Genomic DNA, 22,838 nt, shown 5'->3' with positions numbered 1-22,838 from the left:
TGCCTCCTCCCAAAGGCTGATGACGAGAAGGTTACGCCGATCGATGGCGGATGGAATGCGATTTATTGGGTTAATATTGTCATTATCTGGCGATTGCGGCACTATTTGACAGAAGCGGAGGAGCGGCTTTGGCCACGGACGGAGGCATTCATCACTATGCCAGGGGCGATTGGCACGCGCCGTCGCTGTCGCATCGGCGCATCCGTCTGCAAAAAGGGCTCTATGCCGATTTCCATCATTTCCTGCTTCTCGGCGAAGGCGCCGCCGAGCTTCATTTCGAGAGCGGCGAAGATCGGCCGCTGCACGGGCCGCTGCTTGCCTTCCTACCGCCGCAGGCACGCTGCGATCTGTCGATTGCTGCCGGGAGTGCCGCCCATCTCATCGGCGCCTCGGCGCAGATCATGGTCGACGCGATCGGCGACAAGGTGGAATCCTACTCGCTGCGCCTCCTCATCGAGCAGCGCAAGCTGGTCGAGGCACGGGATCCCTTGCTGGTGGCCGAAATCGGTCCATTGATTTCGGGCTTCGTGCGGGAACTCGGCGATCCCTCCCGGGCCTCCTGGATGGTGGTCTCGGCCTATCTCAGGCTGATCCTGATGACGCTGTGGCGCGGCAGCGACGGCGAAAGAAGTGAGCCGCGTGGGCAGGGCGAAACTGGATCGATCCTGCAGCGCTATCGCCAGCTGGTCGAGGCCGGTTTCCGCCAGCACCGGCCGATCAGCGACTATGCCGCGGAATTGGGCGTCACCGCCGACCGGCTGCATTCGATCTGTCAAAGGACGCTCGGCCGCTCGCCGATCCAGCTTCTGCACGAGCGCGTGGTGCAGGAGGCAAAGCTGAGATTGGAGCGCTCGGCCCGCAACATCCAGGAAATCTCCGACAGCCTCGGCTTCCGCGACCCGACCTATTTCAGCCATTTCTTCAAGCGCAGGACCGGCCTTTCCCCTGCGGGCTACAGAGAGATCGCCCGCGCTTCCGCCGGCTCGGAAAACAGTATGCTCTCCTCGGGTTATGCGGACTGGCCTTAGGTCTGCGCGCATTGCTTCGCCGGAGTTGCCAAGGCTCCTGTTCTGCTCTGGCAAGCCGGCAAAGGGCGGAAGCGGGTTTCAGTCGCGCTTATATATCCGCTTCAGCGCAGCCAGCAGAGCATCCATTTCATCTTGCGAAAACCGGTCGATGAAACGCTGTTCGTGCGCATCGATCAGCTTGCGCGCCCGCGCGAGCATGGCGTGACCGGCCATCGTCAGATGCAGTTCCTGGCGGCGCCGGTCCGTAGCTGAAGGGCGGCGCTCGATGAGGTCGCGGCCTGCGAGCCGGTTGACGAGGGCCATCATGGTCGCGCGGTCGGTGCCGAGCGTATTGGCAAGGTCGATCTGCGATGCACCGGCATTGACTGCAAGCAGTTCCATCACCGCGAGCTGTTTTTGCGTCAGCCCCAGCTCCTCCATGGTTTCAGCGAAGTCGCGGTAGATCGCGACGTGCGCCATACGCAGATGAAAACCGAGGAGATTGCCAAGCCGGCCGACGTCGAGTGACGGGGTCGCCGGAACATCCTCGCTCTCAAAATCATCCTGCGGTGGTTTTCCGGCCATTATTCATTCTCGCCCAGTCAAGGCGCCATAACCATCAAAATCAGCAGGTTAGTCAATATCCGCCCCGAAGATTTCCCAGAGCTTGTCGGAGTGGATGGATTTGCGGCGAGCAGCCTCTTGCATCCTCCTAAAAAAATATTAGTATGTGTTACATACAAAATTGTCGGCCGCGGAGGAGCGGCTGGCATGGGAGGAAAAATGGCGCATTGCCTTTCCGGAAAGTCTTCGTCCGTCGATTGCGGACTGGTGGCGGATGATCCCATCCTTTACCGCGCCCGTGTCGCGCCGGATCGACAGGCCCTGTTCGAGATCGCGACCGGCCGAGAGCTTACCTATGCCGAGCTCGATATGCGGATCGCCCGATGCGCCGGTTTCCTCGATGATATGCTCGGAGCGCGCCGGGACGGGGCGCGGATCGCCATGCTGGCGCGCAACTCGATCGATTCGATCGTGCTGGCTTTTGCCTGCCAGCGCGTCGGCGCCGTTTATGTGCCGCTCAACTGGCGTCTCGGCGCCGCCGAACTGCTGCCGATCCTTGCCGATTGCGCGCCGGCGCTCCTGGTCTGCGACGAGGAGTTTTCGGCTGTTGCGGCGACCCTTGCCGATACCGATCCTGACATGGCGGTGATCTCGACGGCAGATGGCCCAGCCGGGCTTGCGGCCCGCATCGAGGCGAGCGCCTCCGCCGATCCGGTGTCCGGAGATGCCGATCGGGCGTGTGTCCTTCTCTACACCTCGGGCACGACAGGGCGGCCGAAGGGCGTCGTCATCACCGGCCGCAATGCTTTCTTTGCCGCCATCAATTTTTCCTTCGTCGGAGAGATCGGGCCGGCATCGGTCGCTTTGTGCGATCTGCCGTTCTTCCACACGATCGGGCTCATTGCCGTGGCTCGAACCACATTGATGCTGGGTGGTACGCTCGTCATCTGCGACCGCTTCACTCCGGCGCGCACGCTGGCCGTCTTGCGTGAGCGTGCCGTCACCCATTATTTCGCCGTGCCGCAGATCGCCCTCGCTCTGCGCAACGATCCCGCCTATAGCGCCGCGGCTCTCTCTGGCCTGCAGGCGCTCTTCGTCGGCGGCGCGCCGCTGACGCAGGCGCTGATCGAAAGCTATCTCGATGACGGCGTTGTACTGGTCAACGGTTACGGCATGAGCGAGGCCGGAACGGTGCTGCATGTGCCGATCGACCGGCGCGCGGTGCAGGACAATCTTGGCAGCGTCGGTCTTCCCGCACCATTGGTCGACATCCGCATTGTCGGCGAGGGTGGCCACGACGTTGGTCGCGGCGAGATCGGCGAACTCTGGCTGCGTGGACCGGCGGTGACGCCGGGCTACTGGAACAAGCCTGCGGAAACCGCCGCCGCCTTCACCGATGGCTGGTACCGTACCGGCGATCTCGGCCGGTGCGAAGCAAACGGCTTCTATCGCATCGTCGACCGGCTGAAGGATATGTATATCAGCGGCGGTGAGAATGTCTATCCGGCCGAAGTCGAGGCCGTACTCGCAAGCCATCCCGATATCCTCGACGTCGCGGTCGTCGGCTTTCCCGACAACAGGTGGGGGGAATGCGGCGTTGCCTATGTCGTACTGCGGCCGGGTGCCGTGGTGACGGGCGAGGCGATTGCCGGCCATTGCGCGGCGAAGCTCGCCGCCTTCAAGCGCCCGGCGCACATCCTCTTCGTCGAAGCCGTTCCCCGCACCGCCTCCGGCAAGGTGCAGAAACATGTTCTGCGCCAGCTTCATGCCGACGAAACCCGTCAACGACAGGCCTGATGAAACGGCCCTCGGCAATCACGCTGAAACCAATGGAGTGACCTCATGACTGAAGACCAATCGCCGGTTCTGGTCGAGTTCGATAACGGCATCGCTTTCGTGACTCTCAACCGACCGGAAAAGCGCAATGCGATGAACCCGGCCTTGAATGCACGGATGCTGGAGGTGCTCGATGAGCTCGAGGGCGATGAGCGCTGCGGCGTGCTCGTCCTGCGCGGCGCCGGCGAGTCCTGGTCCGCCGGAATGGATCTCAAGGAATACTTTCGCGACAATGACGACAAGCCGCGCGATGCCACATTGAAGGCGCGGCGCCAATCCGGCGGCTGGTGGGGTCGGCTGATGTATTTCGAAAAGCCGACGATCGCCATGGTCAATGGCTGGTGCTTCGGCGGCGCCTTCACACCGCTCGTTTCCTGCGACCTTGCCATCGCCGCCGAGGAGGCGAATTTCGGCCTTTCCGAGATTAATTGGGGCATCTTGCCGGGTGGCAATGTCACCCGTGCGGTGGCCGAGGTGATGCGCCATCGCGACGCCCTCTACTACATCATGACCGGCGAACTCTTCGGCGGGCGCAAGGCTGCCGAAATGGGTCTCGTCAACGAGGCCGTGCCGCTCGCCGAGCTCGAAAACCGGGTTCGCAAGATTTGCGCGAGCCTGCTCGAAAAGAACCCGGTGACGCTGAAGGCCGCCAAGGACACCTATAAGCGGGTGCGCAACCTGCCGTGGGATCTCGCCGACGATTACATCTACGCCAAGTTGGAGCAGATGCTGTTTCTCGACAAGACCAAAGGGCGCGATGAGGGGCTGAAGCAGTTCCTCGACGACAAGACCTATCAGCCGGGGCTCGGCGCCTACAAGCGCGGCTGAGGGCGCGGATTGATCTCGGGAGGGGGATAGAATGAAGATTCATGCCGCGGTGGCGCGTGCGCCGCATATGCCGTTTTCATTGGAAAGTCTCGATCTGGAGGAGCCGCGCGAGGGGGAAATCCTGGTTCGCGTCATAGCGACCGGCGTTTGCCATACCGATATCGTCATGCGGGACCAGCATCTGCCGGTGCCGCAGCCGGTCGTGCTCGGCCACGAGGGCGCCGGCATCGTCGAACGTGTCGGGCCGGGCGTTGCCAAGGTGGTCCCGGGCGATCACGTGGTTATGACCTTCAATTCCTGCGGTCATTGCCCGAGCTGCAACGATCATGAAGAAACCTACTGCCACGAGTTCTTCCCGCGCAACTTCTTCGGTGCGCGCGCCGACGGTTCGAGCGGGCTCTCACGCGAAGGAGAGCGTATTCATGGCAACATTTTCGGACAATCGTCCTTCGCAAGCCACGCACTCTGCCATGAACGCAATATCGTGAAAGTGCCGAAAGATGCGGATCTGGCGCTGCTTGGCCCGCTCGCCTGCGGTATCCAGACCGGCGCCGGCGCGGTGATGAATGCCCTCAGCGTCAAGCCTGGAAAAATACTTGCAGTTTTCGGCATGGGCTCTGTTGGTCTGGCTGCCGTGATGGCGGCGCGGGTCGTCGGTGCGTCACGGATCATCGCCGTCGACGTCAACGAGACGCGGCTGGCGCTTGCAGCGGAACTCGGGGCGACCGACATCGTCAATGGCAAGGCGTGCGACGCGGCCGCCGCGATCATGGCGCTGACCGGTGCTGGCGTCGACTATTCGATCGATGCCTCTGGTGTGCCCGCCGTCATCGACCAGTGCGTGCGGGTGTTGGCGCCGCGCGGCACATGCGGCATCGTCGGGGCCTCGCCTCACGGTGCAACGTTGACGCTCGATCTCACCCATATCCTGTCCGGCGGACGCCGGGTGCGCGGCATCGTCGAGGGCGATTCCAATCCCGACGTGCTGATCCCCTTGTTGATCGACCTTCATCGCCAAGGGCGCTTCCCGTTCGACAGGCTCGTCAGCTTCTACGATTTCGCCGACATCAACCGCGCGGTGGAGGACTCGGAAAGAGGCGTTGTGCTGAAACCGGTCGTGCGCCAGCCGGCCGCCTGACATCGTTTTAAGGGAGGAACCAATGAACACCGTCACCCCAATCGCCACCGATAACAGTGCTGACGCCATGAAGGCGCTGCTTGCCCGGCAACGGGCGTCCTTCCTCAAGGAGGGGCCGCCTGATATCGGGACCCGCATTAATCGCATCGACCGTGTCGTCGCCCTTCTCGTCGATCATAAGGATGCGATTGCGGCGGCTCTCTCGGAGGATTTCGGAAGTCGCAGCGTCGAGGCGAGCCTGCTTCTCGACGTCTTCACCTGCGTCGGTTCGCTCAAATATGCCAAGGCTCATCTTGCAGAATGGCTGAGACCCGAGCAGCACGAGGCATTGTTCCCGGACGCTGTTGCCGAGGTAGTCTATCAGCCGAAGGGGGTGGTCGGCATCCTGAGCCCCTGGAATTTCCCGTATCAGCTCGCCCTTGCCCCGCTTGCGGGCATTCTCGCCGCCGGCAACCGAGCCATGATCAAGCCGTCGGAGGTGACGCCGGCTTCGGCCGCGCTGATGGCCGAACTCGTTGCCCGCTCCTTCGACGAAACGGAAATTGCGGTGGTGCAGGGCGGACCGGCGACCGGCACCGCTTTCACCTCGCTCGCCTTCGACCATCTGATCTTCACCGGCGGCACGGCGATTGCCCATCAGGTCATGCGGGCCGCGGCGGAAAACCTCACGCCTCTGACGCTCGAACTCGGCGGCAAGTCGCCCGTCATCGTCGGCCGTTCGGCCAATATCGCAGACGCGGCGCGCCGTGTCATGACCGTCAAGACGCTGAACGCCGGCCAGATCTGCCTGGCTCCGGATCATGTCTACGTGCCTGAGGAAAGCGTCGAAGCCTTTGTCGAACATGCGGTCGCGGCGGTCGGTGCGATGTATCCGACGCTGAAGGACAATCCTGATTACACTTCGATCGTCAATGCCCGTCATTATGACCGCGTGCAGGGCCTGGTCGACGACGCCAGGGCCAAGGGCGCCCGCGTCGTCGAAATCAATCCGGCAGGAGAGAACCTCTCCCAGCAACCGGCCTACCGCATGCCGCCGACCCTGATCCTCGAGCCCAGCGACGACATGCGCGCGCTGCAGGAGGAAATCTTCGGGCCGGTTCTGCCGGTTCTTCCCTATCGCGATGTCGCCGACGTTATCGATCGCATCAACGCCCGGCCGCGGCCGCTCGCCCTTTATTACTTCAGCCAGGATGGCGAAGAGGAGCGTCGTGTGCTTGACAATACGACCTCCGGCGGCGTGACCATAAACGATTGCATGAGCCATGTTACGGCTGAAGGCCTGCCGTTCGGTGGCGTCGGTCATTCCGGCATGGGCGCCTATCATGGCAAGTTCGGTTTCCTCGCCTTCTCGCATCCGCGCGCCGTCTATCACCAGAGCAAGATGGTTGAGGCGGAACATATGATGCGGCCACCCTTCGGCGAGGCGATGCGCCGCTTTCTGGCCGAAGCGATCCGCAAGTAAAGCGCTTCTCATCAAGCCAGCAGAAAGGAATGCCTTCGGCCTGACATGAGTATCCTTCTTCCTCCCGCAGATCGACCCTGGAATGCGTGCGGCGTTGCACCGACGGCCCGAAACATCGCAGTAGGCCTGGGCGATCGATTCAACAGCCGTCGCGGCCCCTACGGCCCAACAATCAGGTTGTGGCCGAGGCTGTTGCTAGCGGCCTTTGCACTTAGTGCGCGGTGTAGGCTCCATCGACCGCATGGTAGCTACCTGTGATGAAACTCGCCTGCTCGGAGAGAAGGAAGCAGACGAGGGCTGCAACCTCCTCGGGTTTGCCGCGCCGACCCATCGGTTGGAGGGACTCGATTTTTTTCTGCATCGGAAGTTCCTGTTGTTCTGTCAGCAACGGCGTTTCGATCCAGCCCGGCCCGACAACGTTCAGGCGGATTCCAAACCTGGCATATTCAAGGGCTGCGGCTTTTGTCAGTCCGAGTACGCCGTGTTTGGCGGCTGTGTAAGCTGATGTTAACGGTAAGCCAACAGCGCCTAAAATGGATGAAACATTGACAATTGCTCCGCCGCCGCGCGCCATCATCGCTGCGATCTCGCTTTTCATGCAGTAAAAGACCCCATCGAGATTGACCTTGATCACCCGATGCCACTCCTCTATCGGATAGTCTCTCGTCGCTTTGTGGGGGCCGCGAATTCCCGCGTTGTTGACGGCCAGATCGATCCCGCCGCCTTCCGCTTCAGCGAAGGCCATCAATTGCTCCACCGAAAGGGGATCGGTGACGTCGGCAAAGAAGGGGAAGGCGATGCCACCTTCCAAGCGAACCTCTTGTGCAACGCGGCTTGCCCCAGCCAGGTTGATATCGGCGATCACCACGGCCACACCTTCGCTGCCAAGCTGCCGGCATATTGCGGCCCCTATTCCTGAAGCTCCGCCGGTCACAACCGCAATCTTTCCCTGAAGGCCAAGTTTCATCTGCTGGTCCTTGTCACCGCGACGTGAGGCTCATCGCACTTCCTTGAGAAGATAACAACACATCGCAAGCGAATAACCTATAATTCTCAAAATGCTGTTACAGGACCATCACTTGGCATGGCCACTGTATTCTGCAATGATAGCTTGCGGAGAGAGAATAAGAAGGCAGCAGGTGGAAATGGGGATAGACCACATTACGCGCCGGGCAATCATCTTGGGTGGACTGGCAACTATAGTTTCTGGATGTGGCGCTCCGGAAGATTGGACGATAAGGTCAGTCTTCGCTGGTAATCCCGATCAAGATCCGCGCTATCGCAAACAGGAGGTAGCTTACTACGGGTGGGAAGCGCCAGGTACTGTCATAGTTAACACCAGGGAACGATTTCTCTACTACGTAGAGTCCGGCGGACGGGCGACACGCTATGGTATTGCTGTCGGTCAGGAAGGTTTAAGCTTCAAGGGCGAAGCAATCATTGGGCGGAAAGCGGAGTGGCCATCTTGGAGGCCGACCGAGGACATGATGCGGCGCAAGCCGCGACTGGCACAATATGCCAACGGCGTTCCCGGTGGACCGCTTAATCCGCTTGGCGCTGCGGCGCTATATCTTTATCAGGGCGGGCAAGACACCTTGTTCCGCGTGCACGGGACGAACGAGCCCTGGTCGATCGGTCAGGCTGTTTCAAATGGTTGCATACGGATGACCAACGCAAACATCGTTGATCTCTTCAATCGCGTCCCGGTGGGTACTCGGGTAGTGGTAATTTGACGACGTTAACCATCTGAACTGAAGGGTTGGCTATTCGCATTTCAAGCTGCTAATGTAGCGAAGTTGCAGATTGTGTTCTTTATGCACTAGTCAGGAACCGGTTTGCCGCTAAACTTTGATTCGTTTTGTTGATAGCCACTCCAGACTAGCAGAGGACTTCTTGATGAGCAGAATCGTAGTCGTGATCTTTGCAGTGCTTGCTGTTGCCAATCTGAGTGCCTGCGGGACCATTGGCAAGGGAAAAGGTAAGGCGCCGCCGCCCGCTGCGGCTGTCTATAAGTAAATGCGATTTAAGTAGGGGAGGGCTGACATAGTCCTTCCCTCCTTTACATCCGTCAGGCTTGCTCGTCGGTTTTCGATGCTCGACGTTCAAGAGTGGTCGGTAATTTCCGGCCTGCGTGGCAGGGCAAGCAAATGGAGCGTATTGATGCTCTTTGGAAATGGTCGCTCGTGGCTGGCGATTCTGATGGTAGGTGTGCTGGTCTCTTGCCAAGGAACAGATAAGCCTCAACAACCGCGCTTTACATCCGTCAGTAAGAACGCTGCCGCAACAACCGGTAGGGTTGTCGGGAATCAGTATTTCATCGAATTTCGCTCGAGATATGCGTTGAGTTACGGCCACACTTATGTGGTTTTCGGCAAGTTGGACCAGAGCGGCAACATGATCAATCCAGAGGTGGCAGGACTTGCCCCGGCTTCTCACAGTCCGGCCGACTATGTGCTTGGCCATTTCGTGCCCGTCCCGGCTTCGACCGGGTGGACCGATGGGGATCTTGAAGAGCAATATCGATCTGCAAGTTGGCGTGTGCTGCTCAGCCCGGTGGAATACAGCAATGTTGTCGCCTACATTCGCAAGCTACAGGCTACGTCCAAAACCTGGGAGGCGACCGTCAATAATTGCAACGCCTGGACCGGGCAAATCGCTCGCCATATGGGATACAAAACTCCCGGCATTTGGCTCAGACCACAACAATACATTACTCAGCTTAGAGAAATGAATACGGGCTGAGCGCGTCGGCGTCTTGCCTAGGTCGCCTGCGCTGGGTAAGCTTGCGTTCTGTTTGCTCGTTGGCGTATGGGCGATTGGGCTGTTTGCCCGACACGTTTTCTGCGATCAGCGGCCCGCAACGTAGTGGGTGATCCCTGTGAGCCTTTCGCTGATTACGCTTGGTAAGACGATTTGGGTACTGGGAATCATCGCTTGGTACTTCGTCCGCCGGCCGGCCGCGAGGCGCGCCAAGCGCAATGCGATAGTCAACAATAGACGGTCCGCGCGGGACAGCTTTGGTCTTGTCGCCGCTATCATCGGTCTCGCAGTCATTCCAGGCATATATGTCTTTTCGGGATTTCCAGCTCACTTTGACTATCCATTGGCCGGCTGGGTCCTTGCGCTGGGCACAATCGTCTACGCCGCGGGGATATGGATTTTCCGCCGAACGCATAAGGAACTTGGCAGAAACTGGTCGATTTCGCTGGAGATCCGCGAGGAGCACAAGCTGATATCGACTGGCCCATACAGCGTCATACGCCACCCGATGTACACGTCATTCCTGCTGATGGCGCTCGGCCAAGCATGCTTGCTGGCAAATTGGTTTGTCGGAATGGCGGGACTGATCGGTTTCGCATTCCTGTTCTTCCTGAGAGTGCATAGAGAAGAGAAGATGATGATCGAATTCTTCGGCCCGCAGTATCGCGATTACATGGACAGGACCAAGCGCATCATCCCCTATCTCTATTGAGTGAACTTCATGCGGGGCAAACCGATCAAGCTTTCGGCAGCTAGGCGTCTTGTCGGAGACCTGATGCGATTCTCGATTCGCGTGCCGAGGGTGACCGTACAGCGGCAAATGAACCTTGCTCCATTGGTGGCAGCACGGCGAGCTCGGCCGGAGCGTCCCTCATGGACGGCGCTCTTCATAAAAGGTTATGGGCTTCTTGCCCTTGAAGTTCCCGAATTCCGCCGCGCCTATGTGAAGCTCCCACGGCCTCAGTTCTACGAATATCCCGAAAGTGTGGCGTCGGTGGCCCATGAGCGCGAATACGAGGGTGAGCGTATCGTCCTTTTGTGTCCCATCCGGCGCCCCGAACGCAAGTCCATCGCCGAACTCGATGCACTGATCCGGGACGCACGTACACGACCAGTCACGGAGATCAAGCAATTCCGCCGCAGTCTGAAATTCGCTCGGCTTCCAGCGCCGCTTCGCTGGTTTATTATGTGGATCGGGCTCAATCTCGGTCGGCAGCGGCCGCGCTTTTTCGGCACTTTTCAGTTTTCGGTCTATTCAGGGCTGGGAGCGGAATCATTAAATCCCCTGACGCCGTTGACCACCTTACTCAATTATGGGCCGATCAGCGAGGACGCAACCGTCACAGTCCGCATCCTTTACGATCACCGGGTCATGGATGGCGCGATCGTCGCACGAGCTTTGCAACGCTTCGAGGCGATCCTCAATGGGGAGATCGCTAACGAGGTAAGCGCACCTGCTCAAGACGCGGATGTGTCAACGAATCCTCGCGGGAATAACAATGAAAGTGGATAAAAATCCTCAACCAAGCGTCGTTGTCACTGGCGCGTCGCGAGGTATAGGTCGCGCGATAGCGAAGATCGCAGCAGGCGAGAGCGCCACCGTTGTTCTTCTTGCCCGCTCAGGTGAAGGATTGGCGGCGGCAGCGGCGGACGTACGAGCAGCCGGCGGTAACGCTGTCACACTCGAGCTGGACCTTGCCGCACCTGGGGCATCCCAGCGGCTGGAAATGTTTCTTGACGAGAGCGGTTTGTTTTGTGATGTGCTCGTCAATAACGCTGGCTACGGCGTACGTGGCGCGGCGACGATCATCCCGAGATCCGACCAGTTGGGCATCGTGGATCTCAATATTCGCGCATTGACAGAACTGACACTGCGATTTCTGCCTGCGATGGCGGCGAGAGGAAGGGGCGGAGTGATCAACCTCGGGTCTGTCGCCGGCTATTTGCCGGGCCCAAACATGGCGCTTTATTATGCCAGCAAGAGCTTCGTGCGTTCCTTTTCAACATCGCTGAATGAAGAGCTTCGCGGAACGGGCGTCACCGTGACTTGCGTTACCCCAGGCCCTGTGGCGACTGAGTTTCTCCGTAGCTCAGGTGCAGGCCGCGCCGCCTTGTTCAAGATTTTACCTAAGGTCAGCGCGGAATACGTCGCGGAAAAGGCCTGGCACGGATTTAAGGCCGGCCGCGGGTTCGTGGTTCCCGGGTTTTCGGCGAAGGTAACAATAGCAATTGCCACATTTTTGCCTAAGACCATTCTGTTGCCGCTGATCGGTCGGCTGCAACGGCGTACCAGCGACCTTTGCCCCTGCGGCTCTGGCAAGACTTTCAGACAGTGTCGCGCGTCGGGACATCAGGCAAAGCGCAACGTTGCAGAGTAACTTTCTGCGGTAATATCGCGAAGAGAGTTGGTGTATAGGTCGCTGAAAGAACTGACTTCTGTGTTTGAGGAGGAGTCGCCCAGACCGCGGTTTCCTCGCCTTCTCGCATCCGCGCGCCGTTTATCACCAGAGTAAGATGGTGGAGGCGAAGCATATGATGCGGCCCGCCCTTCGGCGATGCGATGCGCGGCTTTCTTGCCCAGGCGATCTGCAAGCAAAGTGCGCCTCATCAAGCCTGGCGTCCGATCGCCAGTGCGGAAGGCGGCCTTAGACCTAAGGGCGCGTCCTTCTGCATCCAACAGCAGATGTGGCGCTAAAGGCTATTTGCGAGAAGGCAGAATTCTTCGACTGAAAGGGTCTCCGCCCGTCGCGCCGGATCGATTCCCGCCTTGATGAGCAGGCTTTCGCCGCCGAGTGGCTTCAGGCTCTGGCGCAGCATCTTGCGGCGCTGGCCGAAGGCGGCCTGCGTTACTTTTTCCAGATTGGCGACAGCGCAGGGGATGGGGTTCGCCCTGGGAACAAGATGCACCACTGTCGAAGTTACCTTCGGCGGCGGCGTGAAGGCTTGCGGCGGTACGTCGAAGGCCATGCGTGCCTCCGTTCGCCAGCCACAAAGCACGCCGAGACGGCCGTAATGGTCGTCGTCCTCGCCGGCGACGATCCGCGCGCCGACTTCCTTCTGAAACATCAGCGTCAGCGACTGCCAGAATGGCGGCCAGGCCCTCGGCAGCAGCCAGTTGACCAGCAGTTGCGTCCCGACATTATAAGGTAGGTTGGCGATGATCTTGACGGGGCCTTCCGGCGCCAATGATTCGAAATCCGTCTTCAGCGCATCGCCTTCGATGACGTCCAGGCGGCCGGGATAGCGATCGGCGATCTCGGCAAGCGCCGGCAGGCAGCGCGCGTCCCGCTCGATGGCAATGACCTTCTTGGCGCCGAGCGCCAGAATCGCGCGGGTCAGCCCGCCGGGACCGGGGCCGACCTCGAAAACGGTGGTCTCTTCGAGCGCGCCTGCCGTGCGGGCGACCTTCTGCGTAAGGTTGAGGTCGAGCAGGAAGTTCTGCCCGAGCGCCTTGCGCGCATCGAGGCCGTGACGCTGAATGACGTCGCGAAGCGGCGGCAGGCCATCGAGTGCTGCCATCAGCGGCGGCCTTCGGCGGTGCGGCCGAGCTGGGCGGCAAGCTTCAGTGCCGCAACCAAGCTCTGCTCACGCGCCAGTCCCTTGCCGGCGATGCCGAAAGCGGTGCCGTGATCCGGCGAGGTTCGCACGAAGGGAAGTCCGAGCGTGACGTTGACGCTGTCATCGAAACCGAGGGCCTTGGCGGGGATCAGCGCCTGATCGTGATACATGCAGATGGCGACATCATATCGCGCCCGCGCCTCGTCATGGAACATCGTATCGGCGGGCAGGGGGCCGATCGCATCGATACCCTCGTCACGCAGCTGCTCGATCGACGGGCGGATGATGTCCTCATCCTCCGAGCCGATCGCTCCGCCTTCACCGGCATGCGGGTTGAGGCCGGCGACGGCAAGCCGCGGCGCGTCGATTCCGAAACGCTGCCTGAGATCCACATCGGCAATCCGGCAGGTTTCGATGATCAGTTCGCCGGTCAGTGCTTGCGGCACATCGCGGACAGGAATGTGGATGGTAACGGGAATGGCCCTGACTTTCGGTCCCGACAACATCATGACCGGCGTCACCGGACTGCCGGTCGCCCTGGCGGCAAGATCGGCGAGAAATTCGGTATGGCCGGGAAACCGGAAACCCGCCTCGTAGAGCACGGCCTTGGCGATCGGATTGGTGACGACTGCGAGTGCCTCGCCGCCGATGACAAGCGAGACTGCTTTCTCGATCGCCGCGATCGTGCCCTTCGCCGTTGCCGCATGCGGCTCGCCGGGCACCACCTCAATGCCGGCCGGGACGCTCATGACGGGCAGCGCATCGGCAAATATGCCGGTGGCCTCGCCGGCCGTGTCGATCTCACGAATGGAAACCGCCAGATTGAGCTGGCGGGCCCGCAGAGCCAAGACATCCGGATCGCCGATAAGGAAAAAAGGCGGAAGCCCGATTTCACGCCGCCGGAGCCAAGCCATCAGGGTGATATCCGGTCCGATGCCGGCGGGATCGCCCTGGCTCAGCGCAAGCGGTCGTGAAAAGGGTATCGCCATCGTCGGTCAGCGATAGGCGATCTGCGCCTTCTTGCGCAGTTCGTCCAGGTATTTCTTGCTGTTTTCGTTTTCCGGCGGGCCATTCTTGCCGGCCTTGGACTTGTCGAGGTCCTCCTGGCGGAAGACCATTTCGGCGGCCTGGTCGTCGGAGACCTGGCGCTGGCTGCAGATCGCCAGATATTCGACGCCCTTCTCGGTGACGCGGGTGCCTGTGGTGTTGCCCTTGGCCTGCTCGACCAGAGGTTTCCAGTCCGGCGGGATCTCGGGAGCGAGCATGCGGCCGAGGTCACGCACGGAAACATCGCGCATTGTCGCGGCAAAGGTCTTTGCCTGATCACAGCCAGGAAATTTTGAGCGCGATGCCTCGGCCTCGCCCTTGCGCTTGCCGGTGACGGCGCCGCGCTTGGCCTCGGGAATGACGAAGATGATCTGCTGCAGCATATATTCCGTTGTTACCGGCTTTTGCTTGTTGTTCTGCATCATGCGCGAGACGAGATCATAGTTCGACAGCCGCGAGGTCGAGCCGTAGCGCGCATTGACGACGCGCGGCCAGCTCATCTGCACGGCGATGAAGCCTTTGAAATGGTCGACGCCGACGCCGGCGCGATCGAGAATCTGCGACATCTGTTCCACGGAAAGTTTGTTGCCGGCCGAAAAGCGCGCGAAAGACGCATCGACGTCTTGCTGCGAAACCGACATATGGACGCGGGCGACCTCCTGGCGCTTGAGCGTCTCGTCGATCAATTGCTCCGTGGCGGTCTTGGCGTCGGCCTTGGTATGCTGCAGGCGCAGGAAGGCCTGACGCTTGGCGACATCGCCGCTGGTGATGGCTGTGCCGTTCACCACGGCCTGGACTCCGCTTGCTGCAAGCGCCGGGCCAGCAAGGCCCGTCAGCAAGGCAATCGCTGCGCCGGCGAGAAAGGCGGTTATGGCTTTTTTTGCGTCAATCATCTGTTGACCTCCCAATTGCGCCGCGAGAGGTTGATCGCGGCGTCCTTACCACAGTGCGAGACACGCGGAAATCGCTTCCGTGGCGGCGCGAAACTCCTATGCCTCTGATATCGACTGGCGGCAATGTCCTGCACAGGCTTACGGCGAAAGAATGACTTGAGGCCATGATTACGCCGTCCGCCCGCTAGTTGGAGAGAGTGTCGGAGCCGATCTTGATGTCGCCGAGCGTGCGGAACGTCAGCCGCGCGCCAATCGTCCAGTCGCTTGCCGACTCGTCGTCGGAATCCCTGCTATCCGTATAGGCGATCGTGAAGATCGTGCATTCGTCCTCATAGGAAAGGCCGAGCGTCCGGCGGCTGATCACATCGTTGTTCAGATCCCACGCGATGCCGCCGAAGATCGACCAATAGTCCTTGAACTTGACTCTGCTGCTGGTCTGGATCTCGTCGTTGTCCTCGGCGAAGCCATAGGCCGGCTGGGCGCTGAGATGCGTGTAGGTCACCTGCGTCTGGAAGGTGTCGTTCTGGTAGCCTGTCGTCAGGTCGCCACGGCGAAACTCGAAATCCTTCTCGTCGAGCCGGTAGGAGGCCGCAACGGAAACACCATAGGGTGTTTCGACGCCGCCGAGGCCGACATAGTCGGAGCGATCGGTTTCGAGGCCCGAATCCGCGCCGACATTGACGAGGTCATCGGTCGCGAACGAATTCTGGCCGGCAATCTGATAAGACTGGCCAAAAATGCCGTGCAGCTTGTAACCGCTGTCAAACGTCCCGGTATATTGGAAGCCGACATTGGCGCGAGTGCCGCCCTCGACGCGGTCGTAACCTGAGAATTTATCGCGGTCGAAGAGCGAGGTGGCATCGAAAACGAAACTTTGTGCATCCTCGTTCGGCAGCCGGCCGGCGAGCTGCTCGTCGGGGCGTGCATAGATTTGGACGATCGGCTCCAGAATATGCGTGCTGTTATCAGTCGTCATCAGGATCGGATACCGCATCTCCAGCCCGGCGGTGAGCATCGAGCGGGTGGCGGATTCGTCGTCAAGATAATTGCCGGCGTAACCGGTCGGGTCGTTCATGTTCAGCGCGAAAGCGTCGCCGCGCGCGGCCAGAAGCGGCGTGATCACCAGACCGGTCGGCGTGACATAGGTGCGTTTCCATTGAAGTTCGGCGGTCAGGCGCGAAGTCTGGCCCTTCAGGCCGCGGAAGCGGTCGAATCCGTCGACAGTATAGAAGTCGTCGTGTGTGCGCGAAATATTCGTCAAATTGACGTCCGCAGAAAGTTCGCCGCCTGCAAGCGGCTGAGGCGCGACATAGTGATAATCAAGCGCGGGATAGACGATGGCCTGCTGTTTTTCGGCCGTGTTCGTCCGGTCGGCATCCTGGACGTCGAAATAAAACGCCCGCATGTCGAAATAATTCCGTTTCCCGAGCCCCGTCAGGTAGATCTGGTTCGTGCGATCCGTGCCGCTCAAGCCGCGCAGTTTGTAGGTCTTCGAGAAATTATTGTCGCTCTGCACCATGACGTCCCAGCCGAACGTCCAGCGCGGATTGATGCGGAATTCCGCCTTTGACGCCACCATGGCGCGCTGCTCGGCTTCGGCATCGCTGGTGCCCGAGCTGAAATTGCCCGGCTTTGCCTGGTTGATGCCGGCGACGCGCAGGATATGCGTGCCGTTCTCGAAGCGCTGACGGAATTCGCCTTCGACGAGGAAGCCCTGGGCCGTGTAGCCGGTCGCCGTGACCGTCGCATCCATGCTCGGCGAGATCACATAATAATAAGGAATGGAAAGACCGAAGCCGAGGTTCTGCGACAGGCTCATCGTCGGGAACAGGAAGCCGGACTTACGCTTCACCGTATTGTCGGGAACCTCGATGAACGGCACGAAGGCAATCGGGTAGCCGAGCAGCTCGAAACGCGCCCGCTCCAGACGGATCGTATGGGTCTCGCCGTTCTGGATCACGCGCTTTGCCTTGACCTGCCAGAACGGTGCGCGCTTCGGATCTTCGGCGCAGGGAAGGCAGGCGGTATAGACGCCCTTGTTGAGAATCATCTTCGTGCCGCCGACCCGCTCGCCGCTTTCGGCGACGATACGCGTATTGTCGGCGGTTTCGATGCGCAGCGAGTTCAGGAACCCGTCGGCGAAATTGTCGGTCACGTCTAGGTTGTCGGCATAGATGCGGTTGCCGTCCGGACTGACGAGTTCGACATTGCCGAGCGCCATCATCCGGCCAGTCTTCTGGTTGTACTCGACCTTCTGTGCGACCATTTTATAGCCGCCATAGTTGATCTGCACGCCGCCGATCGCCGACACGAGTTCGGCGTCACGGTTATAGACGAGTTCATTGGCCGAAAGCAGAAGCTTGGCCCCTTCGGGAATCTTATTCTCGATATTTTGTTCAGGCGTGCTGGCCTGGCCATAGGAGGCCGGGGCACTGCCGAAATAGGAACATAGAGCCGCACCGACAAGCAGGGCAACCAACTGTTTACTAAAGTACTTGCGGTCGCCTACCGCCACTAGCCGTCCTCCTGATGAAGCAAAATAGTCGCGCCCAAGGCCAACGCGACGACGACCGGTATCCACGTCGCCACGAAGGGAGGCACGACTCCACTGCTTCCGAATGCTTTAACAAGCACGGTGATGACATAAAGCATGAAGCCTGACAGGATTCCACCCAGAATCACGGAGCGGGATTGGTTGAACCGGCTAAATTTTAGGGACACTGTTGCAGCAATGAGAGTCATGGCCACCAGCAGCAATGGCTGAGACAACAGAGAGTTGAATTGCGTCTCCAATGCCTTGGTCGAGATGCCGAATGACTTTGCCGCTGCAATGCGATTGGAAAGGTCAAAGAAACCAATTGTTTCCGGCGCTGTCAGCCGCTCCTGAACGAAATCCTGTTTCAGATTGGTGCGAAGTTGGACCGAAGCTTTGCGCAGCGGGATTTCGCCAGGCTTGCGCTCGACGACGCCGTTAAGCTGCCAGTAACCATCTTCCAACTTTGCCGTGGCGGCATCCTGTCTCAGAATGACTCGGCCGCTTGAATCGAAATGGATCAATACGGCGTCGACCAGCTTGGTTCCGTTCTCCTGGACCGTCTGGGCGCCAATGATGACATCGTCGCGGCCGCTGATCTGGCGCAGCCATGGGATCTGCGGCGCCTTGCGCAGAACTGCGTTTTCGCCACGCCAGTCGGACTCGACCAGCAGCGCCTGGCGCTGTCCCCAGGCGGCAAGCGGGTTGAGCGCCGTCATCGTCAGCACGCCGAGCGCAATTGAGCCGGCGATGAAGGGAAACATGAATTGCCAGACAGAGATGCCTGCCGCACGCGTGACCACGAGCTCATATTTCCGATTGAGCCCGATCAGCACCGTCATGCCGACGAAGAGGGCGACGAAGGGGATTGTCTGCTGCAGGATGAGCGGCAGGCGCACGGCGGTCATCACGATGCCGCCGCCGATCGTGTAGCCAGGCAGGCCGGACATGCGTCCCGCCGTCTCGCTGAAATCAAGGAGGAAGGCGATCGCCGACACGCCGATCAGAAACCAGCAGGTCGTCGCCAGGTAACGGCGAAAGAAATAACGCGACAATGTCCCGAACATCATTGGGCCGTGCCCCCGCCGGACCTGCTGGTCGCGGTAAGCAGTCTTTCTTGCATCCGTCTCCAGGAAGCCGATATCCGGTCCCAGACGAACGAAGGCATGACCAGCCGCTTGTGTAGGCCGAGGAAGATGATCGAGACGAGGCTGCTGACGATCGGAATGGCGTAGAGAACTGCGATATATTCCGGATCGGTGTCGATTTGGTTCGCGGCGTAGAAGGCAGCCCATCGTAGCGCAAAAGCATAGCCGAGCGCGCTCACCATTGGATGCAGCCGCGCTTCCCGGTGCGAGCGCGCATCGCCGGCGATCGCCAGTGAGAACAATGCAAAGACGACGGGCAGGATCCAGTCCGTCAGCCGTCGATGCAGTTCGGCGCGGTAGCTCTGCGGGCGGATCGTATAGTCCTTGTCGTTCGGATCCGGATTGAACAGGAACCACAGGTCACGGTCGCTGGCTTTCAGCGTCGCCTGCCCGCGGCTCTCCGTCATGTCGGAGAGGTCGAAAGAATAGGAATCGAAATTGATGACCGAGACGTTGCCGTCGGGCGTTTTGCGATGCACCTCGCCGTCGTGCATGATCAGCGTCGTGCCGGTATCGTCGACAGCGCCTTCCTTGGCGTAATAGATGAGCTCGTAGGCCGGGTCCCGCTCGTCGGCGACGAACAGGCCCTTCAGCATGCGCCCGGCCAGGCGCTGCGAGATCTGCACATAGAGACCCTCGTCGAGCTTGCGGAAGGTCTTTTCCTCGATGACCGAGGAGAGGAGATCGGCGTAGGTTTCGGCGATCATCTGACGCGCCACGGTCTTTGCCCGTGGCTCGACGATATTGTCGACGAAGAAGGAAAAGACGCTGATGATGGCGGCAAGCAGCAGGATCGGCCGGACCAGAATGCTGCGCCGTGCGCCGGCTGCGTCGATGACGGTTAGCTCGGAATCGTTGTTCATCGTCGTCAGCGTCTGGGTGATGGCGATGACGAGGGCGAAGGGCAGCACCACGGGAATGATCGACGGCAGGATCATCGTCGCGAGCTTGGCGAACGAGCCGATCGACTGGCCGCTGTCGGTGACGAGGTTAATGCGCTGCAAAACCTGTGTCGTCCAGATGATCGCCAGCACGGGCAGGAGCGCCACGAGAAACATCTGGCCGACGCGCCGCAATATGTATGTCTCGAGTAGTTTCATGCCGGCCCTTGAAAGCACCTGCACGCCCAAACGGCTTGCAGGAGAATCCCTCTACGCTCTTTGTCGCGCTTTTGCGACAAGCAGGTGTCAAAAATTCATTCAAATTTCAGAATTTTTTTGGTCCTGTTGCGACTCAGTTAACGCCAGCAGCGCCGCGAAGACGACAAGCGAGGAGAGCCATCCGAGCGTCACGTCGGAAAGATAATGCGCGCCGAAGGATAGCCGCAAGGCTGGCGTCAGGATCGAGATCGCGGCGACGGGCGGAACCAGCGCATAACGCATCGATTTCGGCACGAAGAGCAGAAGGCAGAACAGCCATCCAGCGCTCGCCGCCTCGCCGGAGACGAAGGAGCAGTTCGACACGCATTTGCCGGCAAGCGAGCCTGCCTCGACAAAATGCAGGCTCCCGCCGAAAATATCCGTCTGCACCGGCCGCGGCCGACCCCAATGTTCCTTCAGGATAACATTGACGAGCAGCACCGGCCCGATCAGCATCGTTCCGAGTGCGACTTTGAGCTTGCGCGCCCGCTCGGCGTTGAAGGTCGCGCCGTGCTGCTGGTAACATTCGATCAATTTCCACGCCATGACGATCGCCACGACGTAGGGCAGGCGGAAGAAGATGGTTCGCAGCAGGTCGAAATTCCCCGAGTCGCGATAAGGAAAGCCGCCGCAGATACTCCCGGCAGCGGCAGTCGCGTCACAATCTGCGCCCACGAAAAAAAGCTGGGAAAAATAAATGTCTATTCCAGGGAAGGCGCGAAAGATGGCAAGCAGCGCCCACCACGCCCAGAACAGAAGCAGGAATGCACCGAAAGTCGTTTTCGGCAGGCGGATCACCGGTCTCCGCCATCGATTTTTCGAAAAAACTGTCAACGCGAATATCTGCAAAACTGACGAAAACATGAGGGCCTGGACAGCCGCGGGCGACCATAACAATAGTCGCGAGCCATTGACAGACCCGCCAAACGCGAAATTATCCGCCTGGGACGGATTTCAAGAATCCCAGCGGAGAAGACATGTCAGTAAAGTTCGAAATTTCATTCTCGAAGTCGGCAAAGCTCAATGGCGGGCTGGCGATCCTGTTGAAGACTGCCGAGGCCGGCAGCGCCGCAGGCGCCGAAACGGCTGATCCGGCAGGCGTGATCGCCAAGGCTGCGAAGATCGCCCGATTCTCCGCGAAATCCACGGCTGCGCTCGATATTGTCGCCCCGGAAGGCGCACCCGTCGATCGCATCGTCGTCATCGGGCTTGGCAAGGCCGGCGAACTCGCCGCCCATGACTGGCTGAAGGCCGGCGGTGCTGCGGCATCGAAAATCAAGAATACTGACAAGGCCGCCATCTTCATCGACGTGCCCGGCCTTGAGACGAACGCACGCGCCGCCGCCGATTTCGCGCTTGGCATGCTGCTGCGCGCCTATAGCTTCGATGCCTACAAGACAAAGAAGAACGACGACGAGGAGAAGCCGGCAAAATCGGTCAGGGTGACGATCATCACCACCGATGCGGCCGGCGCCAAAAAGGCGTTTTCCGATTCCGAAGCGATCGCCGGCGGCGTCAATCTCGCCCGTGACCTTGTCAATGAACCGCCGAACGCGCTTGGACCTGTCGAATTCGCCGCCAGGGCGAAGGAGCTGGAAAAGCTCGGCGTCGAGGTGGAAATCCTGACCGAGAAGGAAATGCGCCGTCTCGGCATGGGCGCGCTGCTCGGCGTCGCTCAGGGCTCCGTGCGCCCGCCGCGTCTGGCGGTCATGCAGTGGAAGGGTGGCAAGAGCAAGGACCGTCCCGTCGCCTTCGTCGGCAAGGGCGTCGTCTTCGATACCGGCGGCATTTCGATCAAGCCGGCCGCCGGCATGGAGGACATGAAGGGCGATATGGGCGGTGCCGCAGCCGTGACCGGCCTGATGCACGTGCTCGCTTCCCGCAAGGCGGCCGTCAACGCCGTCGGCATCATCGGCCTGGTCGAGAATATGCCCGATGGCAACGCCCAGCGTCCGGGCGACATCGTCACCTCAATGTCCGGCCAGACAATCGAGGTGATCAACACCGATGCCGAAGGCCGCCTCGTCCTTTGCGATGCGCTCTGGTATTGCAATGATCGCTTCAAGCCGCAGTTCATGATCAATCTGGCCACCTTGACCGGCGCAATCGTCGTGGCGCTTGGCAACGTGCATGCCGGCCTGTTCTCCAATGACGACCAGCTTTCCGCCCAGCTGACGGCGGCCGGCCTTTCCACAAACGAGAAACTCTGGCGCATGCCGCTCGGCAAGGATTATGACAAGCTGATCGACAGCAAATTCGCCGACATGAAGAACACCGGCGGCCGTCAGGCCGGCTCGATCACCGCGGCGCATTTCCTCAAACGCTTCGTGCAGGACACGCCCTGGGCGCACCTCGACATTGCCGGCACGGCGATGGGTTCGCCGCAGGATGAGATCAACCAGTCCTGGGGTTCCGGTTTCGGGGTGCGCCTGCTCGACGAGCTCGTTCGCGCCCATCATGAATCCCGATGACCGACATTCTCTTTTATCATCTGACCGAAACCAGGCTGGAAGACGCGCTTCCGCCGCTCCTCGACAAAAGCATCGAGCGCGGCTGGCGCGTCGTCGTCCAGACGAGCGAGGCCGCGCGGCGCGATGCACTCGATGCGCATCTTTGGACGTTTCGCGAGGAGAGTTTCCTGCCGCATGGGATCGACACGGCTGATTTCGCCGAAAACCAGCCGGTGCTTTTGACGGTCACGTCGGACAATGCCAATGCGGCGACGGTTCGTTTCATTGTCGACGGCGCCGAGCCGCCGCCGGCCGATGCCTATGAGCGCGTCGTCTTCATGTTCGACGGCCACGACCAGGAGCAACTGGAAGCTGCCCGCGCACAATGGAAGAAACTGAAAGGCGAGGGGCATAACCTCACCTATTGGCAGCAGACACCGGAAGGGCGGTGGGAGAAGAAGGCCTGAGCGGGTGC

22 protein-coding genes are annotated in these 22,838 nt (G+C 60.2%); 13 read left to right on the top strand and 9 right to left on the bottom strand.

Going from position 1 to position 22,838, the window contains the following annotated elements; all coding sequences use genetic code 11:
• Window positions 1-128 precede the first annotated feature (128 nt).
• The gene (locus tag J7U39_RS12185) at window positions 129-1,028 is read left to right on the top strand and encodes an AraC family transcriptional regulator (RefSeq protein WP_210628423.1); all 900 of its coding nucleotides are present in this window, start codon (window positions 129-131) and stop codon (window positions 1,026-1,028) included.
• 78 nt (window positions 1,029-1,106) lie between these two features.
• Here the strand turns inward: J7U39_RS12185 and J7U39_RS12180 are convergent, their stop codons facing one another.
• Window positions 1,107-1,592: a MarR family transcriptional regulator gene (locus J7U39_RS12180; RefSeq protein ID WP_210628422.1), complete on the bottom strand. Its 486-nt coding sequence runs from the start codon at window positions 1,590-1,592 to the stop codon at window positions 1,107-1,109.
• Between the two features lie 198 nt (window positions 1,593-1,790).
• Here J7U39_RS12180 and J7U39_RS12175 point away from each other — a divergent pair, with 198 nt between their 5' ends.
• The 4 genes from J7U39_RS12175 to J7U39_RS12160 are packed head-to-tail and all read left to right on the top strand — an operon-like array spanning window position 1,791 to window position 6,835.
• Window positions 1,791-3,368, top strand: coding sequence for an AMP-binding protein (locus J7U39_RS12175; protein WP_210631658.1), 1,578 nt, complete (start codon window positions 1,791-1,793; stop codon window positions 3,366-3,368).
• Window positions 3,369-3,413: 45 nt separating this feature from the next.
• Window positions 3,414-4,235, top strand: a complete 822-nt coding sequence (locus J7U39_RS12170; protein ID WP_210628421.1) for a p-hydroxycinnamoyl CoA hydratase/lyase — start codon at window positions 3,414-3,416, stop codon at window positions 4,233-4,235.
• A gap of 31 nt (window positions 4,236-4,266) precedes the next feature.
• Window positions 4,267-5,373, top strand: coding sequence for an NAD(P)-dependent alcohol dehydrogenase (locus tag J7U39_RS12165; protein ID WP_210628420.1), 1,107 nt, complete (start codon window positions 4,267-4,269; stop codon window positions 5,371-5,373).
• Window positions 5,374-5,395: 22 nt separating this feature from the next.
• Window positions 5,396-6,835 (top strand): coniferyl aldehyde dehydrogenase, encoded by a 1,440-nt coding sequence (locus J7U39_RS12160; RefSeq protein ID WP_210628419.1) that lies wholly within the window; start codon window positions 5,396-5,398, stop codon window positions 6,833-6,835.
• A gap of 211 nt (window positions 6,836-7,046) precedes the next feature.
• Here J7U39_RS12160 and J7U39_RS12155 read toward each other — a convergent pair whose 3' ends face one another.
• A complete protein-coding gene (locus tag J7U39_RS12155) occupies window positions 7,047-7,802 on the bottom strand; it encodes an SDR family NAD(P)-dependent oxidoreductase (protein ID WP_210628418.1) in 756 nt (251 codons plus the stop codon).
• 178 nt (window positions 7,803-7,980) lie between these two features.
• On the opposite strand from J7U39_RS12155, the gene J7U39_RS12150 reads away from it, so the two are divergent.
• The 6 genes from J7U39_RS12150 to J7U39_RS12125 all read left to right on the top strand — a co-directional run bounded on the left by J7U39_RS12150 (window position 7,981) and on the right by J7U39_RS12125 (window position 11,973).
• Entirely contained in the window at window positions 7,981-8,568 is a 588-nt protein-coding gene (locus tag J7U39_RS12150; protein WP_210628417.1) for a L,D-transpeptidase, read from the top strand.
• A 163-nt stretch (window positions 8,569-8,731) separates the two neighbouring features.
• Entirely contained in the window at window positions 8,732-8,851 is a 120-nt protein-coding gene (locus J7U39_RS12145) for an ABC transporter (RefSeq protein WP_210628416.1), read from the top strand.
• A 144-nt stretch (window positions 8,852-8,995) separates the two neighbouring features.
• Complete coding sequence (locus tag J7U39_RS12140; RefSeq protein WP_210631657.1) at window positions 8,996-9,577, top strand: hypothetical protein; 582 nt, start codon at window positions 8,996-8,998, stop codon at window positions 9,575-9,577.
• A gap of 136 nt (window positions 9,578-9,713) precedes the next feature.
• Entirely contained in the window at window positions 9,714-10,307 is a 594-nt protein-coding gene (locus J7U39_RS12135) for a protein-S-isoprenylcysteine O-methyltransferase (protein WP_210628415.1), read from the top strand.
• 9 nt (window positions 10,308-10,316) lie between these two features.
• Window positions 10,317-11,108, top strand: a complete 792-nt coding sequence (locus J7U39_RS12130; RefSeq protein WP_210628414.1) for a hypothetical protein — start codon at window positions 10,317-10,319, stop codon at window positions 11,106-11,108.
• Window positions 11,095-11,973, top strand: coding sequence for an SDR family oxidoreductase (locus J7U39_RS12125; protein WP_210628413.1), 879 nt, complete (start codon window positions 11,095-11,097; stop codon window positions 11,971-11,973). The genes J7U39_RS12130 and J7U39_RS12125 overlap by 14 nt, the downstream gene beginning before the upstream one ends.
• A gap of 313 nt (window positions 11,974-12,286) precedes the next feature.
• On the opposite strand, the gene rsmA is transcribed toward J7U39_RS12125, so the two are convergent.
• The 7 genes from rsmA to lpxF all read right to left on the bottom strand — a co-directional run bounded on the left by rsmA (window position 12,287) and on the right by lpxF (window position 20,747).
• Window positions 12,287-13,114, bottom strand: coding sequence for a 16S rRNA (adenine(1518)-N(6)/adenine(1519)-N(6))-dimethyltransferase RsmA (gene rsmA / locus J7U39_RS12120; RefSeq protein ID WP_210628412.1), 828 nt, complete (start codon window positions 13,112-13,114; stop codon window positions 12,287-12,289).
• Window positions 13,114-14,142, bottom strand: a complete 1,029-nt coding sequence (gene pdxA / locus J7U39_RS12115) for a 4-hydroxythreonine-4-phosphate dehydrogenase PdxA (protein ID WP_210628411.1) — start codon at window positions 14,140-14,142, stop codon at window positions 13,114-13,116. The genes rsmA and pdxA overlap by 1 nt, the downstream gene beginning before the upstream one ends.
• A gap of 6 nt (window positions 14,143-14,148) precedes the next feature.
• Window positions 14,149-15,093 carry a peptidylprolyl isomerase gene (locus tag J7U39_RS12110; protein WP_210628410.1) on the bottom strand — a complete coding sequence of 315 codons (945 nt, stop codon included), beginning with the start codon at window positions 15,091-15,093 and terminating at the stop codon, window positions 14,149-14,151.
• 184 nt (window positions 15,094-15,277) lie between these two features.
• Complete coding sequence (locus J7U39_RS12105; protein ID WP_210628409.1) at window positions 15,278-17,608, bottom strand: LPS-assembly protein LptD; 2,331 nt, start codon at window positions 17,606-17,608, stop codon at window positions 15,278-15,280.
• The gene (gene lptG / locus J7U39_RS12100; protein WP_210628408.1) at window positions 17,608-18,696 is read right to left on the bottom strand and encodes an LPS export ABC transporter permease LptG; all 1,089 of its coding nucleotides are present in this window, start codon (window positions 18,694-18,696) and stop codon (window positions 17,608-17,610) included. The genes J7U39_RS12105 and lptG overlap by 1 nt, the downstream gene beginning before the upstream one ends.
• Window positions 18,693-19,874 carry an LPS export ABC transporter permease LptF gene (gene lptF, locus J7U39_RS12095; protein WP_210628407.1) on the bottom strand — a complete coding sequence of 394 codons (1,182 nt, stop codon included), beginning with the start codon at window positions 19,872-19,874 and terminating at the stop codon, window positions 18,693-18,695. Before lptF ends, lptG begins: the two co-directional genes overlap by 4 nt.
• Window positions 19,875-19,973: 99 nt before the next feature.
• Window positions 19,974-20,747, bottom strand: coding sequence for a phosphatase PAP2 family protein (gene lpxF / locus J7U39_RS12090; RefSeq protein WP_210628406.1), 774 nt, complete (start codon window positions 20,745-20,747; stop codon window positions 19,974-19,976).
• Window positions 20,748-20,890: 143 nt separating this feature from the next.
• On the opposite strand from lpxF, the gene J7U39_RS12085 reads away from it, so the two are divergent.
• Together J7U39_RS12085 and J7U39_RS12080 are read left to right on the top strand one after the other, a co-directional pair.
• Window positions 20,891-22,384, top strand: coding sequence for a leucyl aminopeptidase (locus J7U39_RS12085; RefSeq protein ID WP_210628405.1), 1,494 nt, complete (start codon window positions 20,891-20,893; stop codon window positions 22,382-22,384).
• Window positions 22,381-22,830, top strand: a complete 450-nt coding sequence (locus tag J7U39_RS12080) for a DNA polymerase III subunit chi (protein ID WP_210628404.1) — start codon at window positions 22,381-22,383, stop codon at window positions 22,828-22,830. Before J7U39_RS12085 ends, J7U39_RS12080 begins: the two co-directional genes overlap by 4 nt.
• Window positions 22,831-22,838: the final 8 nt, after the last annotated feature.

Source organism: Rhizobium sp. NLR16a (assembly GCF_017948245.1).
Lineage (GTDB): Bacteria > Pseudomonadota > Alphaproteobacteria > Rhizobiales > Rhizobiaceae > Rhizobium.
Note: the sequence above shows the minus strand (reverse complement) of the source record. Positions and strands in the feature narration are given on the sequence as shown.